Genomic DNA, 15974 nt, shown 5'->3' with positions numbered 1-15974 from the left:
GAGTGCCGTACTTAAGAGTCACTTGCTCTGCCGTTGAGCTACCGGCCCGGGCGGATGATACCGCAGGACCCGGGCCAGGTCAGGCCGGCATCGGTTGCTCGGACCCGCTTCGTCGCCGGTCGGACCCGTCAGGCCGGAGTGGCCTCCGGCTTGTCCGGTGCCTCGATGGTGATCCGCGGCAGCCAGCCGAGGATCCGCGGGAGCCACCAGTTCCGATCGCCGAGGAGCCGCATCGTGGCCGGCAGGAGGAGGCTCCGGATCACGGTCGCGTCGACGAAGATCGCGACGGCGAGACCGAGGCCGAGCTGCTTGATCGCCGTGAGCTGGAGCGTCACGAAGACGCCGAAAACGACGACCATGATCGCCGCCGCGCTGGTGACGGTGCCGGCGGTGATGGCGATCCCGCGGGCGACCGCCTCATCGGACGTCGCGCCCCGGTCGCGGGCCTCCTTGACTCGGGTGAGGATGAAGACGTGGTAGTCCATCGAGAGCCCGAAGAGGATCGTGAAGATGAAGACCGGCACGAACGCCTCGATGATCCCGGGCTGGACGCCGAGCTGGTCGCGGAACCAGCCCTCCTGGAAGACGAGCACGAGGACCCCGTACGCCGCGCCGGTGGACAGGAGGTTGAGGAGGATCGCCTTCAGCGGGATGACGAGCGACCGGAATACGACGAGCAGGAGGAGGAATGACAGGCCCAGGACGAAGACGATGACCTGGGGCATGCCGGCGACGTAGAGCTGGGTGGCGTCGTAGGCGTACGCGGCGTCGCCGGTCACGAGCGCCTGGACGTCGCCGAGGGCCCCGAAGTGGGCCGGCACCGTCTGCGAGCGGACCCGGCTGACGATGTCCCAGTTCGCTCGATCGTTCTGGGAGCCGGCGAGGGTGTACGAGACGAGGGCGACGGTGCCGTCCTTCGAGAGCTGGGTGCTCGTCGGCGCCGAGACGCCGGGGATCCGCAGGACGTCGGCGGAGAACGCGGCGATCGCGGCCTGCGTCGCTGCCCGATCGGCGTGGGTGACCACCACCTGCAACTCGAGCGTCGAGCCCTGCGGCCATTTCGCGTTCATGAGCCGGATCGCCTGGACCGAGTCGACACTGCTCGGGAACGAGGTGAGATCGCTCTGGCCGAGCTGGAGGCGCGTCACCGGGGTCGCGACGGCGAGGAGCGCGGCAGCCGAGACGACGAAGACGACGATCGGTCGACGCATCGCCGCCGAGACGATCCGACTCCACGCCCCGCTTCCCTCGGGCTGTTCGCGGCCGAAGAACGGGATGCGGCCCCAGTCCACCCGTCGGCCGAGGATGGCGAGGACCGCCGGCAGGAACGTCAGCGAGCCGACCACCGCGATGGCGACGACGGCGATGGTGCCGATCGCCATCGACTTGAACAGCGGATCGTCGAGGAGGAAGAGCCCGGCGAGCGAGATCCCGACCGCCAGGCCGGAGAAGAAGACGGCTCGCCCTGCCGTGCTCGACGCGACGTGGATCGCGTCGAGCTTCGCCCGGCCGCGTCGCTGCTCGGACCGGAACCGGCTGAGCATGAACAGCGAATAGTCGACTGCCACGGCGAGGCCGATGAGGACGACGAGCTGGCTCGCGTACGGGCTCACCGGGCTGACGAACTGGCTGTAGAGGCCGAGGACCCCGAATGCCGCGAGGAGCGCCGTGATCGCGAGGACGAGAGGGATCACGGCCGCGGCGACGGCGCCGAAGGCGAGGAGGAGGATCCCGAACGTGAGCGGGATCGTGAGGCGGAGCGAACCGTCGAGGTCGGCGTTGACGACCTGGCTGATCTGCTCGTTCGCGAGCGTGTTCGAGAGGCCGTGGACGAGGAGGTCGGGGTTCGCCGCGCGGATGGCCGCGATGGCGCCGCCGACCGGAGCGAGACGCTGGGTGATGACGTCTCCGGCACCCTTCGCGGTCGCGACGATCCGGACCGTCGACCGATCCGGTGAGACGAGGCCCGCCTGGGGCGGTGCCGAGAGCGGGTCCGCGACCTGGGCGAAGGTCGGGCCGTCCGCCCCGTTCACGACCGAACGGAGGGCGGCGAGACGGACGACGGCGTCGGCGATGGCAGCGGAGAACGCCGGGTCGGCGACGGTCCCCGACGGATCGGAGAGGAGGACGTAGACCGATTGGGTCGGCTCGGCGGTGCCGCCGGCGTCGAAGACGTCGTAGGCATGCGCCGACTCGTACTTCGCGCGCTGGTCCTGCGAGACCGCGCCCCGCGTGTTCATCCCGCCAGCGGCGAGGCTCGCCACGAAGAGGCCGATCGTGACGACGAACCACGCTCCGAGCATGCGCCATCGGTGGCGCGCGCTCCAGCCAGCGACGCGGACCGTCCACGGATCGCGGGACGAGGTGAACAGGGTGGCGGTCTTCATGGGGGGACGCTCTCGGTTCGGATCAGGCGGGTTGGTTGTCGATCTGGGCCCGTTGCAGGCGGCCGCTGAAATCGACGTAGATCGACTTCCATTCGGTGAACGTGTCGAGGGCGGCGTGGCCGGCCTCGCGGTGGCCGTTGCCCGTCGCCTTCACGCCGCCGAACGGGAGATGCGTCTCCGCCCCGATCGTGCCGGCATTGACGTAGACGATGCCCGTCTCGAAGTCGCGCATCGCCCGGAAGGCGGTGTTCGCGTCGCGGGTGTAGATGCTCGACGAGAGCCCGTAGCGGGTCTGGTTGAGGGCGATCGCCGCCTCCTGGTAGCCATCGACCGCGATGACCGAGAGGACCGGGCCGAAGATCTCCTCCTGGGCCAGGCGGTCCATCGGCGCGACGCCGGCGAAGATCGTCGGCTCGTAGAAGACGCCGCGACCGAGCGACGCGGTCGCGGGCAGCCGCCCGCCGGTCACGAGCTCGGCATCCCGTCGCCCAACCTCGACGTGGCCTTCCACCTTCTCGCGGGCCGGGATGTTGACGAGCGGCCCGACATCCGTCGCCGGATCGAGGCCGTCACCGAGCCGCAGGGCGCGGGTGCGACGCTCAAGGCGTTCGAGGAGCGGCTCGAGGACGGGACGATCGGCGATGACCCGGCTGCACGCGGTGCAGCGCTGGCCGGTCGTCCCGAAGGCCGACCAGAGGATGCCGTCCACGGCGAGGTCGAGGTCCGCATCGGCGAGCACGACGATGCCGTTCTTGCCGCCGAGCTCCATCGAGAGGCGCTTGAGTCGCCGAGCGGTCCGTTCGGCGATCCGTCGGCCGGTCTCCGTGTTGCCGGTGAAGCTGACGACGGGGACGTCCGGGTTGTCGACGATCGCGTCGCCGACGTCGGCCCCCGAGCCGGTCACGAGGTTGACCGTCCCCGGTGGGAAGCCGGCCTCGGCCATGAGCTCGACGAGGAGGGTCGCGCAGTGCGGGGTGTCGCTCGAGGGCTTGAAGACGACGGTGTTGCCGGTCACGAGGGCCGGCATCATCTTCCAGCATGGGATGGCGATCGGGAAGTTCCACGGCGTGACGATGCCGGCGATCCCGATCGGGACCCGCACGCTCATCGCCCACTTGTCCGGCAGCTCGGACGGGGTCGTGTCGCCGAACATCCGGCGACCTTCGCCGGCCATGAGGAAGGCGATGTCGATGCCTTCCTGGACGTCACCGCGGGACTCCGCGAGCACCTTGCCCATCTCGCGGGTCATCGCCCGGGCGAGCCGCTCCTTGTGCTGCGCGAGGAGGGCACCAAACGCGTAGAGGATCTCGCCACGCTTGGGAGCGGGCGTCCGCCGCCAGAGTCCGCCGGCGACGTCCGCGGCCCGGACTGCGCGCGCGACGTCCGCCGCGGTGCCGCCCTGGAATCGTCCGATCACGTCGGACAGGTCGGCCGGGTTGCGGCTCTCGAACGTGCCACCGGAGGTGGAGTCCGCCCATTCGCCGGCGATGAAGTGGCGGAATGTCGGCGGCGTGGCGTCCGTCCGTTCGCCTGATGGTGCCATGCGCGGCATTCTAGGCGGCCCGACCGGCTCGTCGGATCCTGCTGGCGCCCCCGAGGCGGCGGGCCCGGTGTCGGCGGCGGGCTCGCTGGCGGTTCGTCCCGTTATCAGTGCCGCGAGCGGCCGGGCAGGCGCCGCGAGCGGACGGGGAGGCGTCGTTCAGGAAACGACCCGCTCGAAGGCCATCGCGACGGACCCGCCGCCCCCGAGGCAGAGCGTCGCGAGGCCGTAGCGGCCCTGCCGGCGCCGCAGCTCGTGCAGGAGGGTCGCGACGATCCGCGCGCCGGACGCGCCGATCGGGTGGCCGAGGGCGATGGCCCCGCCGTTGACGTTGACCTTCGCCCAGTCGAAGCCGAGTTCGCGGCCATCGGCAAGGGTCTGCGCCGCGAACGCCTCGTTGATCTCGACCAGGTCGAAGGCCTCGATCGGCAGCTCGATCCGTTCGAGGAGCCGGCGGACGCCGACGACCGGCGCGAGGAACAGCCACTTCGGCTCGACCTCCGCCTGGGCGTAGCCGACGATCCTCGCGAGCGGCCGGAGGCCGAGTCGCTCCACCGCGCGCTCGCTCGCGACGACGGTAGCCGCCGCCCCGTCCGTGATGCCCGGGGCGTTGCCCGCGGTCACCGTCCCCGCGACGGCGTCGCCGCGATCGGCGGACTCCGCCGACGGCAGGTCGAAGGCAGGACGGAGGCGGGCGAGCGTCTCGAGGCTCGTGTCGCGGCGAGGGCTCTCATCCGCCGCGACGACCGTCTCACGACCCTTCGCGTCGCGGGTCGTGACCGGGACCAGCTCGTCCGCGAAGCGGCCGGCGTCCATCGCGGCGATCGCCCGACGATGGCTCTCGAGCGCGAACGCATCCTGGTCCTCGCGGCTCACCCGGTCGCGGATCGCGACGCGCTCGGCGTGGGTGCCCATGTGGCAGCCCTCGATCGCGCACCACAGGCCGTCCCGGACCGCCGCGTCGACGAGGGTGGCGTCGCCAAGCCGGTAGCCGAAGCGAGCGTTCGGCAGGAGGTACGGCGCGCCGTCCATGCTCTCCATCCCGCCGGCAACGGCCACCTCGGCATCGCCGGCCCGGATCTCGGCGGCCGCGAGCATGATCGCCTTGAGCCCGGAGCCGCAGACGCGGTTGATCGTCGTCGCGCTCGTCGTGACCGCCAGTCCCGCTCCGAGGGCCGCCTGACGTGCCGGCGCCTGGCCGGCGCCAGCCTGGAGCACCTGGCCCATGAGGACCTCGTCGATCGGCGTCTCCGCCGGGAGGCCCGCCCGCTCGACCGCGGCCCGGATCGCGACGGCGCCGAGCTCGGTCGCCGGCGTCCCCGCCAGGCCTCCGCCGAACCGCCCGATCGGCGTCCGCGCCGCACTGACGAGGAAGACCGACCCGTTCGCGCCCCGCACCTCCGTCACGGCCCGGAGTCTACACGGAGCGTCCGGACGAGCGCCCCCTACCCCGCCGCCCGGCGGAGGACCTCGTCGGCGACGATGAGCCGGTGGATCTGGTTCGTGCCCTCGTAGATCTGGGCACCCTTCGCATCGCGCATGAGCCGCTCGATCCCGACCTCGCGGGAATAGCCGGACCCGCCGAACAGCTGGACGGCGTCCGTCGCGACCCGCATCGCGACATCGGAGGCGGTCCACTTCGCGAGCGACGACAGCTCCGCGAGGGGCTCGCCACGATCCTTCGCCGCGGCCGCCGCCCGGACGAGGAGCCGCGCCGCCGCGACATCCCGGGCCATCTCGGCGAGCATGAAACGGATCCCCTGCTGGTCGGCGAGCGGTCCGCCGAAGGCCCGCCGTTCGCGGACATGAGCGGCCGCGAGATCGAGTGCCGACTGGGCCAGCCCGACGCACGCCGCGCCGATCGAGATGCGCCCCTCCCCGAGGGCCGACAGGGCGATCCGGTACCCCTCTCCCTCGCCGCCGAGGCGGTCGGTCGCGGGGACCCGACAGCCGTCGAACACGAGCTCGGAGGTGGGACAGGCGCGGATCCCCATCTTCCGCTCGTGGGCACCGAACCCGAAGCCGTCCCGGCCATGTTCCACGAGGAAGGCGGTGATCCCCGCCCGTCCGCGCTCCGGATCGATCGTCGCGAAGACGAGGTAGCGCTCCGCGTCCGGAGCGTTCGAGATCCAGATCTTCGATCCACTGAGGCGGTACTCGACCACGGCCGATGGCGGCGCGTCGAGCGGGAGCTCCGTCCCGTCGGCGGCGTGGCGCGTGGCCCGCAGCCGGATCGCCGCCGCGTCCGAGCCCGCCTCCGGCTCGGTCAGGGCGAACGCGCCGAGGGCGGATCCGGCCTGCATCGCCGGCAGCCAGCGGGCTCGCTGCTCGGCCGTTCCCCAGGACAGGACGGGGAACTGCGAGAGGACGTGGACCGACAGGGTGACCGCGGCGGCCATCTCGGCCCGCGCGATGGCCTCCATGACGAGCGTCCAGCCGACATAGCTGAAGCCGCCGCCGCCGGCCTCCTCCGGGAATGGCGCCGACGTGAGGCCGAGCTCGCCCATCCGGGCGAAGACCGACCGGTCGAACCGCTCGGCCTCATCGCGTTCGATCGCGCCGGGCGCCACCTCGCGGTCCGCGAACCCGGCGGCCGTCGCGGCCAGGAGCCGTTCCTCTTCGGTCAGCGGCCACGGTTCCACCCTCAGTCCTCGTAGCGGTGGAAGCCGCGTCCGGACTTGCGGCCGAGGTGGCCGGCCACAACGAGCTCCTCGAGGATCGCGGGCGGCCGCCGATGCTCCCCGCCGAGGCCCTCGTGGAGGACCCGCATGACCCCGAGGCAGACGTCGAGGCCGATGAAGTCGGCGAGGGCGAGTGGGCCCATCGGGTGATTGAGCCCGAGCCGCGCCCCGGCATCGATGTCCTCGGCCGTCCCGAGGCCCTCCTCGTACCCGCGCATCGCCTCGGCGAGGAACGGCATGAGGATCCGGTTGACGATGAACCCCGGCCGGTCCGCAGCGGCGATGATCCGCTTGTCGAGGTCCACGGCGAGGCCGCGGATCGCCTCGACCGTGGCGTCGTCCGTCGTCGAGGCGCGGATGAGCTCGATGAGCGGCATGACCGGGACCGGGCTGAAGAAGTGGACCCCGACGAACCGCGCCCGGCGAGTCGGGGAGACGGCCGCGGCGAGCCGTTCGATCGAGATCGACGAGGTGTTCGTGGCGAAGATCGCCGGCCCCGGAGCGACCCGATCGAGCTCTCGCCAGAGCGCCGTCTTGACCGTGACCTCCTCGTACACGGCCTCGATCACGAGATCGACCGATCCGGCCGCGGCGAGGTCGTCCGTGGGCTCGACCCGGCCGAGCGTCGCGTCGCGTGCCTGGCGCTCGATCCGACCCTTCGCGACCGCCCGGTCGAGGTTGTCCGCGATCCGGGCTCGGCCCGCCTCGGCGCGGGCGAGCTCGGGTTCATAGAGCCGGACGGATCGGCCCGACGCCGCGATCACCTGGGCGATGCCGTGGCCCATGAACCCGGCGCCGGCGACGAGGACCGCGCCAAGGGTGCGCTTCGACTCGGTCATGCGTGTTCCTCCGGACGAGGATCGGCCGACGCGCCTTCGAGGACGGCGAGGAGCCGGTCCGCCGCGCTGTACGGATCCATGGTGTGACCGGCCACAGCGTCGAGCGTGGCGCGGGTGTCCTCCCCGAACCTCGCGTCACCAAGATGGCGCCGCACGCGCTCGCCGACGATCGCCCAGACCTGCGACTCGGCCCGCGCGCGTCGGCTCGGATCTGACGGGCGACCTCCGCCCCGGGACGCGCGGTGGCGATCGAGCGCCGCGAGGAGCTCGGCCATGCCGGCGCCGGTGGCGGCGGTCGCGATGAGGATCTCGGGCCGTTTGGGGCGCGGCCGCTCATCGCCGATCTCGCGCCGCGGCGCTGCGGCGGACAGCATCGCCCGCAGCTGGCTCGCCGTCCGCGCGGCGCCCGGGCGATCGCCCTTGTTAACAACTACGATGTCGGCGACCTCGAGCAGGCCCGCCTTGATCGCCTGGACCTCGTCGCCCATCTCCGGCGCCTCGAGGACCACGGTCGTGTCGGCCGTCGCGGCCACCTCGACCTCGCTCTGGCCCGTGCCCACCGTCTCGACGAGCACGAGGTCGAAGCCGACCGCATCGAGGACCGCCGCCGCCGCCCCGGTGGTCGGGCCGAGACCCCCGGAGTGACCGCGCGTCGCCATCGAACGGATGAAGACGTCGCGATCCGTGGCGAAGGCCTGCATCCGCACCCGGTCGCCGAGGAGTGCGCCGCCGGTGATCGGGCTCGACGGATCGACCGCGATCACGGCGACGGATCGCCCGGCCGCCCGGACGAGCGGGATGAGCGTCGCGACCAGGGTCGACTTGCCAGCTCCCGGCGGTCCGGTGATGCCGACGATGTGGGCCCGCCCTGCCCTGCCGTACAACCGCCGGATCGCCGCCTCGGCGACGGCGCCCCCGTCCTCGACCGCGCTGAGCAGCCGGGCAAGCGCGAGCCGGTCGCCGGCGAGCGCCGCGGCCACGAGCGGGTCGGCGCGGGCATCAGGCTCGATCGGGTCGCTCCCTGGGCGCCGGCCGGACGACGCGTGGGGTCACATCAGGTCCGGGTCGGGACGTTCGCCCGGAAGAATGCCGCCACGGACCCGATCGTCGTTCCCGGTCCGAAGACCGCCGCCACGCCCGCCTCCCGGAGTGCCGGCACATCGTCGTCCGGGATGATCCCGCCCGCCGTGACGAGGACATCCCCCTGTCCCTGCCCGCGGAGCAGCGCACAGACCCGTGGCACGAGCGTCATGTGGGCGCCGGAGAGGATGCTCAGGCCGACGACGTCGACGTCCTCCTGGAGGGCCGCGCTCGCGATCATCTCCGGCGTCTGCCGGAGCCCCGTGTAGATGACCTCGAACCCCTCGTCGCGCAGGCCCCTGGCGAGGACCTTCGCGCCGCGGTCGTGGCCGTCGAGGCCCGGCTTCGCGATGAGGACCTTGATCGGGCGCTCCGTCATGCGCCGATGGTAGCCGGCGGCGCGAGCCGTGTCGTCGTCGCGGGCTCAGCTCTGGGCGCCGCCGGTGAGCGAGATGGTCTCGCCGGACACGAACGTGTTCGCCGCCGATCCGAGCCACACGACGAGCGGGGCGAGATCCGCCGGGACCGCGACGCGGCGCAGCGGGATCAATCGTCCGAGCGAGGCCTGGCGCTCCGGCGGGATGGATGGCGTGCCCTCGTGCTCGGTGAGGATCTGGGTCGGCGCGATGGCGTTGACGAGGATCCGGTCCGGACCGAGCTCCTTGGCGAGCGACGCGGTCAGGCCGACGATCCCCGCCTTCGCCGCCGCATAGTGCGCGGCGCCGGCGACGCCGACCAGGCCGGACCGGGCGGCGATGTGGACGATCCGGCCCCAGCCCGCCGAGCGCATCCCCGGCACGACCGCCCGGGAGACCCGGAACGTGGCGCCGAGCATGTCGTCGACGACCGCCGACCACGTGTCGTCCGTCATCTCGGCGAACGGGTCACTCCGATAGGCGGACGTCGCCGTGACGAGGACGCCGACGCGGCCGAGCTCGCCCTCGATCGTCGCGATCATCGCGGCGATCTCGTCGGTGGAGGTGAGGTCCGCGGCCACCGCGATCGCCCGGCCGCCCCCGTCGACGATCCCGGACGCGGCTGCCGCCGCCCGCGAGGCACCGTCCGTCGCGCTCCGATGATGAAGCGCCACGGCCGCACCCTCCGCGGCGAAGGCCGCGGCGACTGTCGGGCCCACGCCGCCGCCGGCACCGGTGATGAGGACCACCCGGTCGCGGAATCCCAGGTCCATCAGGCGCCCGGCGGCCGGCGCTCGAGGTGGGCGAGGAACTCGGCCCGCGTCTTGTCCCGCGAGCGGAACAGGCCGAGGACCGCGGAGGTCGTCATCACCATGCCCGGTTTCCGGACGCCACGCATCACCGCGCAGAGGTGCGTCGCCTCCATGACCACGCCGACGCCCTGCGGATTGAGCCGCTCCTCGAGGAAGGCCGCAACCTGCTGGGTCAGGCGTTCCTGGACCTGGAGCCGCCGGGCGTACATCTCGACGATGCGGGGGATCTTGGAGAGGCCGAGGACCCGGCCACGCGGGATGTAGGCAACGGACGCCGTGCCGAAGAACGGCAGCAGGTGGTGCTCGCAGAGGCTGTAGAACGGGATGTCCTTGACGATGACCATCTCGGAGTAGGCGACGTCGAAGATCGCGCCGTTGATGAGCCGATCCGCGTCGACGTGATAGCCCGCCGTGAGCTCGGTGTACATCCGGTGGACCCGGGCCGGCGTGCCGACGAGCCCCTGGCGGTCCGGGTCTTCACCGATCTCCTCGAGGATCCGCGTCACCGCGGTCTCCACCGAGCCGGCCGCGATCGACGGGTCGTCGCTCTCGATCCCGGCGACCGGCAGATCCGGGCTCTCGCCGATCTCCGTCTCGATCTCGGCGACCAGGCGTCGAACGTGGTCGGGCAGCGTCGTCATCTCCTCGGCCTGCGGTACGTCGCGTCGATCATGGCCGGTTTCAGCCGGCCGTGCCGGCGGAGGTGAACCCGACCGCCGGCAGTGGATCGAACGGGCGTCCCTCGGCCCCGCGCAGCCACGCTCGAGCGTTCGCCCCGAGGGACGGCCGGTGATAGCCGCCCTCCTGGAGGAGGACGAGGCGCCGTCCGAGGGCAGCCACCCGCCGGCCCACCTCGTGATAGGCGTCCGTCGTGAGGGCGAAGTCGCCGATCGGATCGTGGGCATAGGTGTCGAAGCCGAGCGAGACGACGACGATCGAGCCGGGTGTCGAGGCGATCGCCTCGAGTGCCCGATCGAGCGCGACGAGGTAGCGCTCGTTCGTCGTCCCGGCTGGCAGCGGAAGATTGAGGTTCGCGCCGATCCCCGGTCCCTCCCCCGTCTCATCCGCCCGGCCGAGGTAGTACGGGTACTGGCGGTCCGGATCGGCGTGGATCGACACGTAGAGGACGTCGCCGCGACGCCAGAAGATCTGCTCGGTCCCGTTCCCGTGATGGAAGTCGACGTCGAGGATCGCGACCCGCTCGCCGGTCGTCCGGACGATCGACTCGGCCGCGACGGCCGCGTTGTTGAAGAAGCAGTAGCCGCCGTAGACGGAACGGGCCGCGTGGTGGCCGGGCGGCCGGCAGAGACCGTAGACGGCTGTCTCGCCGCCGAGAACGAGATCGACCGCCGTCAGCGCGACGTCGACGGCCGCCCGGGCGGCGACGTAGGACCCGGCGACGATCGGGGTGGACGTGTCGAGCGCCCAGTACCCGGCCCGGCCGGAGATCGCCCGGCGCGGCTCGCCGGGCGGCGTCATCCCTTCCGTGAGACCCCGCACGTTGAACCCCTCGGGGATGAGCGCCGGTCGAGCGACGCCCTCGGCTCGGAGCTGGGCGAAGGCCTCCTCGAGGAAGCGGATGAGCCCCGCATCGTGTACCGCGGCGAGCGGTGCCTCGCCGTGCTCGGTGGGACCTCCGATGACGAACCCGCCGTCCGCTTCCAGGGCGGCGCGGATCCGTTCCGCCCGCTCGGCGACCTCGTTGGCCGGGATGGGCCGGCCCATGACGGTCTCGCTGACGATCTCGTGGCCGAGGTGGGCCGGCGAGTAGACGACGCGCATCTGAACCTCCGGGCGACGATTGAGCCCGGTCATCGTACCGACCGCGCCGCCGAGCGGGTCAGTCGAACGTGCGGATCGCGGCGGCGACGGCCGCCGGCCGATAGCGGAGGAGGTTGTGGGCATCCGCCGGGAAGCGGACGACCTCGATCGGCGAGCGGCCGGCAGCGATCCGCACCCGTCGCGCGTCGCGGAGCTCCGCCTCCCGCGATCCGTCCGGATCCGCCGCGATCAGGGCGACGATCGGCACCCTGACGTCGCCGAGGACCTCGAGCGGGCGGTACGCGAACATCGCCTCCACGGAGCCGGCGAGGGCGTGCGGGCGGGTCGACGACACGACCCGACCGGCCGGCAGCTCCACGACGGCGGACCTGGCCGCCCGGTCCTGGTCGGCGTCCCACGTCGGCGGATCGAACGATCGGCGGTCGGCCAGATAGGCGCCGAGCGAGCGGAGGACCTCGGGCGGCTCCTCGATCGCTCCGAGGAACTCCTCGGGCTCGAGTCCGCTCGTTGTCGCGATCGCCTCCCAGCCCCCGTCCACGAGGACGAGGCCGCGGCACCGCGACCCGAGCTCGCGGGCGGCCCACGCCGCGACGATCGCGCCGAAGCCGTGACCCGCGACGACGAGACCCGGGATGGTCGGACCGGCGACGGACGCATCGTCGAGCAGGCCCGTTCCCTCCGCCACCGCGATGACGTCGCCACCCAGGGTCCGTTCGTCGTACCCGTGCGTCGGCGCGTCCGACAGCCCGTGCCCGCGAAGGTCCATCGCGACGACCCGACGCTCGCCGGCGAGGCGCCGCGCGACCGGAGCCCACGTCCAGGCTGTCTGCGACAGCCCGTGGATCGCGAGGACCCCGTTCCGCGGCGCAACCGAGCCTGGAACGGCAGCGCCCCAGTCGAGGAAGTGGATCCGGTCGGCCGGGTCGACCTCGACGGTGAACCCGCTCGGCTCGGCCGCCGGATCGGGCTCGGCCACGGCACGCTCGTCGAGACGGAGGTCGGCCGGGTCCGTCAGGCGCGGATCGTCGTGGGTCACGGCCGTACGATACGCGGACGATGCCGAAACGCCGCCGCGGCTCCCGAAGCGCCCCGCGACAGATCCCGCCGGCCAGGCATCGCCCGTTCGAGGCGATCGTCGAGAGCGTCCTCGCCCGGATCCCGGCGCCGTTCGATCGCGCGCTCGAGGAGGTCGCGATCGTCATCGAGGACGAGCCGTCGCCGGACCAGCGGCGCGAGAGCGACCTTGCCCCGGACGAGACCCTGTACGGCCTGTACGAGGGCGTGCCCCGGACCGAGTGGGGCGCCGACCTCGCCGCGGTGCCGAACAAGATCAGCCTGTTCCGCCTGCCGCTCGAAGAGGATTTCCCGGAGCCGGCCGAGCTCGCCGCCGAGATCCGCCTGACGATCCTCCACGAGCTCGCCCACCACCTCGGCATCGACGACGAACGGCTCGCCGAGCTCGGGATCGAGTAGCGCACCGGCAGCCAACGCCCGTCACGCGGGAAGCGGCGCGGCGGCCTCCAGGAGCGGCCCGAGCCGGGCCGTCTCGACATTCCCACCCGAGGCGACGACGCAGACCCGATCGCCGGCCAGGATCGGGATCCGCCCGAAGAGCACGGCCGCGAGTGCGGCGGCCCCGGCCGGCTCGAGGACCTGCTTCATCCGCTCGGCGGCGAAGCGAACTCCGGCGAGGATCGTGGCGTCGTCGAGGAGGACGAGGCCATCGAGATAGCGCTGGCACATGGCGAGCGTCCATGCGCCGGCGAACGGGGCGGCGAGCCCATCGGCGATCGTCTGCGGCTGGACCGTGACGATCTCACCCCGCTCGAGCGCGACGGCGACGGCGTTCGCGCCCTCCGGCTCGACGCCGTACACCCGGGCGGCCGGCCGGCGCTCCTTCACGGCGGCGGCGATCCCGCTGATGAGCCCACCACCACCGACGCCCACGACGACGACGTCGACGTCCGGCAGGTCGTCGAGGATCTCGAGCCCGACCGACCCGTGGCCCGCGATCACCGCGGGGTCATCGAACGGATGGCAATAGGCGAGGCCTCGTTCCGCCTCGAGCTCCTTCACCCGGGCCAGCGTCGCACCGATGTCGGCGCCATGAAGGACGACCTCGGCGCCGTAGCCGAGGCAGGCGTCGACCTTCGAACGGACGGCCCGTTCCGGCATGACGACGGTAGCCCGGACGCCGGCCTCCCGGCCGGCCCACGCGTAGGCCTGGGCGGCGTTGCCCGCGGACAGCGTGACGATCCCGCGGCGGCGCTCATCGGACGACAGCGAGGCGACCTTGTTCGTCATCCCTCGCGGCTTGAAGGAGCCGGTGACCTGAAGGTGCTCCGCCTTGACGTGGATCGTCCCCCCGACGACCGCCGGACCACCCGCGGCGAGGACCACGCGGGCCGCGGTCGCGGAGCTGAGGATCGGCGTGCGGTGGACCCGCCCGGCGATCACCTCGCGGGCAGCGAGGATCGCCTCGAACGGGACGATATGGTCGGACATCGGCGACGTCAGGCGGACAGGAGGTCGGCCATCGCCCGGAGATGCTCCGGCGTCGTCCCACAGCAGCCGCCGATGATCGTGGCTCCGGCGTCTCGCATCGCGAGCGCCTGGACAGCCATCGTCGCGGGCTCCGAGCGGTAGACGGCGCGCATGTCGACGAGCTCGGGCATCCCGGCGTTCGACTTCGCCACGAGCGTCACCTCCGGCGCCACCGCCCGCATCCGCGTCGCGACCCGGATCAGCTCGTCCGGCCCATTCCCGCAGTTGCCGCCGACCGCGTCCGCACCCCAGTCGCTGAGCGCCATCACGGCCTGCTCAGGCGTGACGCCCATCATCGTCCGGCCTCGGGTGTCGAACGTCATCGTCGTGACGAGCGCGATGTTCGCGGACGCCCGGCGGACGCCCTCGATCGCGGCCCGGATCTCGGCGAGGTCGGACATGGTCTCGACCCAGATGAGATCGACCCCGCCGGCCACCAGCGCCGTCGCCTGCTCGGCGAAGACGTCCACGGCCTCCTCGTAGTCGAGGGTCCCGGTGGGAGCGAGGATCGCCCCGCTCGGCCCGATGTCGCCGGCCACGAGGGCCCGGCCTCCGGCCGCCTCGACCTCCGCCCGAAGAAGGATCGCCGCCGTCTGGTTGAGCTCGGCGACGCGTCGCTCGAGACCATGGAGACTGAGCCGGAGCCGGTTGCCGCCGAACGTGTTGGTCATGACGATGCTCGACCCGGCTTCGAGGTAGCCGCGGTGGATCCGCCGGACGATCTCCGGCTGGGTGAGGTTCCAGACCTCGGGTGGGTCGCCGAACTGGAGTCCCGCCGCGAAGAGCATCGTCCCCATCGCGCCATCGGCGAGGATCGTCTGATCCGACGCGAGAAGGTCGCGCCAGCGCACGTTCGCCGGGCCGGGCGCCGCGGGCCGCAGCGGCCCACCGCCGGGCAGTGGCATCGACGCGCGAGCGCGGTCCGCCGCCTCGGCCGTGCCTCGTCCGCCCGGATCGCGACGACGCCGTCCTCGCTGCTCCATCCGCGCTCGCCCTCCTGTGGGCCGCCATCGTACGGCGCGAGCGCCGCTGGGCGAACCGCTATCCGGCGGCCCCATCGGCGACGCGCCGCTCACGCCTCCGTTCGGTTGCCGTCGCGCCCACCGCCGAGGTCGCCACGGACGGCGGCCGCACCATGGACGGTGGACCAGGCACGCACGGCGTCGGCGAGTGCAACGGACCCGGGCCGGATCCCGAGCCGGTCGTCTGCACCGCGGATCCCGGCGCCGAGCTCCGCGAGTTCGCCGCGATAGGAGGGCCTGTCCCCATTCGATCGATCGATCGGCGGATAGACATCGAAATAGCCGTCGCTGCTGACGACGATGTGCGCTTCAGACTGTGAGAAGGGTGTTCGAGCCATGAGATTCGAGTCCGATCCATCGCGCGCTTCGGACTGACGGAATCGGAGCCCGGCGCCTGCGACCTGACCTCTACCATCGGGCCGCCGGGCGATCCCGTCAAATCCGCTCCACGACCCGGAGCCGCAACAGGCCGAACGGGACCGCGCCTGCCCGCGCACTGGCAAGGGGCACTTGCGTACTTGCGCAATCAGTGACAGACTACCCGGGTGACCATGATCGCCAGCGTCTCGAGCGACCTTGACCGCCAGCGGTTCGCCGCCGTCGGCCGGGCGCTCGCGGATCCCAAGCGGCTGTGCGTGCTCGAGTCCCTCGCCGCCGGCGAGCTCTCGGTCAGCGATCTCTCCGTCCGGGTCGGCTGTCAGGTCCCGAACATGAGCCAGCACCTCGCCGTGCTCAGGAGCGCGGGCCTCGTCACGACACGACGGGACGGCAACACCATCTTCTACCGCCTCGCGGACACGCGCGTCCTCGAGGCGTATCGACTCATCCAGACGATCGCCCGCTAGGGCGGCCGGACGGCATCCCGCGAGCG

At 72.3% G+C, this 15974-nt stretch carries 16 protein-coding genes; 2 read left to right on the top strand and 14 right to left on the bottom strand.

Annotated features, from left to right (window positions below; translation table 11 throughout):
• Positions 1-128: 128 nt before the first annotated feature.
• The 11 genes from IVW53_00530 to IVW53_00480 form a co-directional block, all read right to left on the bottom strand.
• A complete protein-coding gene (locus IVW53_00530) occupies positions 129-2387 on the bottom strand; it encodes an MMPL family transporter (protein ID MBF6604057.1) in 2259 nt (752 codons plus the stop codon).
• Between the two features lie 22 nt (positions 2388-2409).
• Positions 2410-3930, bottom strand: coding sequence for an aldehyde dehydrogenase family protein (locus IVW53_00525; protein ID MBF6604056.1), 1521 nt, complete (start codon positions 3928-3930; stop codon positions 2410-2412).
• Positions 3931-4086: 156 nt separating this feature from the next.
• Positions 4087-5325, bottom strand: coding sequence for an acetyl-CoA C-acetyltransferase (locus tag IVW53_00520; protein MBF6604055.1), 1239 nt, complete (start codon positions 5323-5325; stop codon positions 4087-4089).
• Positions 5326-5372: 47 nt separating this feature from the next.
• Positions 5373-6554 (bottom strand): acyl-CoA dehydrogenase family protein, encoded by a 1182-nt coding sequence (locus IVW53_00515; GenBank protein ID MBF6604054.1) that lies wholly within the window; start codon positions 6552-6554, stop codon positions 5373-5375.
• A 17-nt stretch (positions 6555-6571) separates the two neighbouring features.
• Positions 6572-7447 (bottom strand): 3-hydroxybutyryl-CoA dehydrogenase, encoded by an 876-nt coding sequence (locus IVW53_00510; protein MBF6604053.1) that lies wholly within the window; start codon positions 7445-7447, stop codon positions 6572-6574.
• Positions 7444-8427, bottom strand: coding sequence for a methylmalonyl Co-A mutase-associated GTPase MeaB (gene meaB, locus IVW53_00505; GenBank protein ID MBF6604052.1), 984 nt, complete (start codon positions 8425-8427; stop codon positions 7444-7446). The genes IVW53_00510 and meaB overlap by 4 nt, the downstream gene beginning before the upstream one ends.
• Positions 8428-8501: 74 nt before the next feature.
• Positions 8502-8906: a cobalamin B12-binding domain-containing protein gene (locus IVW53_00500; protein ID MBF6604051.1), complete on the bottom strand. Its 405-nt coding sequence runs from the start codon at positions 8904-8906 to the stop codon at positions 8502-8504.
• A gap of 45 nt (positions 8907-8951) precedes the next feature.
• Positions 8952-9716, bottom strand: coding sequence for an SDR family NAD(P)-dependent oxidoreductase (locus tag IVW53_00495; GenBank protein MBF6604050.1), 765 nt, complete (start codon positions 9714-9716; stop codon positions 8952-8954).
• Entirely contained in the window at positions 9716-10396 is a 681-nt protein-coding gene (gene folE / locus IVW53_00490) for a GTP cyclohydrolase I FolE (protein ID MBF6604049.1), read from the bottom strand. Before folE ends, IVW53_00495 begins: the two co-directional genes overlap by 1 nt.
• Positions 10397-10436: 40 nt before the next feature.
• Complete coding sequence (locus tag IVW53_00485; GenBank protein MBF6604048.1) at positions 10437-11537, bottom strand: histone deacetylase family protein; 1101 nt, start codon at positions 11535-11537, stop codon at positions 10437-10439.
• Positions 11538-11595: 58 nt separating this feature from the next.
• A complete protein-coding gene (locus IVW53_00480; protein MBF6604047.1) occupies positions 11596-12573 on the bottom strand; it encodes an alpha/beta hydrolase in 978 nt (325 codons plus the stop codon).
• A gap of 20 nt (positions 12574-12593) precedes the next feature.
• On the opposite strand from IVW53_00480, the gene IVW53_00475 reads away from it, so the two are divergent.
• A complete protein-coding gene (locus tag IVW53_00475; GenBank protein ID MBF6604046.1) occupies positions 12594-13010 on the top strand; it encodes a metallopeptidase family protein in 417 nt (138 codons plus the stop codon).
• Between the two features lie 21 nt (positions 13011-13031).
• Here the strand turns inward: IVW53_00475 and IVW53_00470 are convergent, their stop codons facing one another.
• The 3 genes from IVW53_00470 to IVW53_00460 form a co-directional block, all read right to left on the bottom strand.
• Positions 13032-14030, bottom strand: a complete 999-nt coding sequence (locus tag IVW53_00470) for a threonine/serine dehydratase (GenBank protein MBF6604045.1) — start codon at positions 14028-14030, stop codon at positions 13032-13034.
• A gap of 20 nt (positions 14031-14050) precedes the next feature.
• On the bottom strand, positions 14051-15064 hold the full coding sequence (locus IVW53_00465) for a homocysteine S-methyltransferase family protein (protein ID MBF6604044.1): 1014 nt from the start codon (positions 15062-15064) through the stop codon (positions 14051-14053).
• A gap of 89 nt (positions 15065-15153) precedes the next feature.
• Positions 15154-15441 (bottom strand): hypothetical protein, encoded by a 288-nt coding sequence (locus IVW53_00460; protein ID MBF6604043.1) that lies wholly within the window; start codon positions 15439-15441, stop codon positions 15154-15156.
• A 213-nt stretch (positions 15442-15654) separates the two neighbouring features.
• Between IVW53_00460 and IVW53_00455 the strand changes: the two genes are divergently transcribed.
• The gene (locus IVW53_00455; protein MBF6604042.1) at positions 15655-15948 is read left to right on the top strand and encodes a helix-turn-helix transcriptional regulator; all 294 of its coding nucleotides are present in this window, start codon (positions 15655-15657) and stop codon (positions 15946-15948) included.
• Positions 15949-15974 lie beyond the last annotated feature (26 nt).

This window comes from Chloroflexota bacterium, from assembly GCA_015478725.1.
Taxonomy (GTDB): Bacteria; Chloroflexota; Limnocylindria; order Limnocylindrales; family CSP1-4; genus C-114.
Note: the sequence above shows the minus strand (reverse complement) of the source record. Positions and strands in the feature narration are given on the sequence as shown.

Excerpts from the sequence above, each read along its gene's own strand:
- IVW53_00530 (MBF6604057.1), bottom strand. The coding sequence starts at position 2,387 with ATGAAGACCGCCACCCTGTTCACCTCGTCCCGCGATCCGTGGACGGTC.
- IVW53_00525 (MBF6604056.1), bottom strand. The coding sequence starts at position 3,930 with ATGGCACCATCAGGCGAACGGACGGACGCCACGCCGCCGACATTCCGC.
- IVW53_00510 (MBF6604053.1), bottom strand. The coding sequence starts at position 7,447 with ATGACCGAGTCGAAGCGCACCCTTGGCGCGGTCCTCGTCGCCGGCGCC.
- IVW53_00500 (MBF6604051.1), bottom strand. The coding sequence starts at position 8,906 with ATGACGGAGCGCCCGATCAAGGTCCTCATCGCGAAGCCGGGCCTCGAC.
- IVW53_00495 (MBF6604050.1), bottom strand. The coding sequence starts at position 9,716 with ATGGACCTGGGATTCCGCGACCGGGTGGTCCTCATCACCGGTGCCGGC.
- folE (MBF6604049.1), bottom strand. The coding sequence starts at position 10,396 with ATGACGACGCTGCCCGACCACGTTCGACGCCTGGTCGCCGAGATCGAG.
- IVW53_00485 (MBF6604048.1), bottom strand. The coding sequence starts at position 11,537 with ATGCGCGTCGTCTACTCGCCGGCCCACCTCGGCCACGAGATCGTCAGC.
- IVW53_00475 (MBF6604046.1), top strand. The coding sequence starts at position 12,594 with ATGCCGAAACGCCGCCGCGGCTCCCGAAGCGCCCCGCGACAGATCCCG.
- IVW53_00465 (MBF6604044.1), bottom strand. The coding sequence starts at position 15,064 with ATGGAGCAGCGAGGACGGCGTCGTCGCGATCCGGGCGGACGAGGCACG.
- IVW53_00460 (MBF6604043.1), bottom strand. The coding sequence starts at position 15,441 with ATGGCTCGAACACCCTTCTCACAGTCTGAAGCGCACATCGTCGTCAGC.
- IVW53_00455 (MBF6604042.1), top strand. The coding sequence starts at position 15,655 with ATGATCGCCAGCGTCTCGAGCGACCTTGACCGCCAGCGGTTCGCCGCC.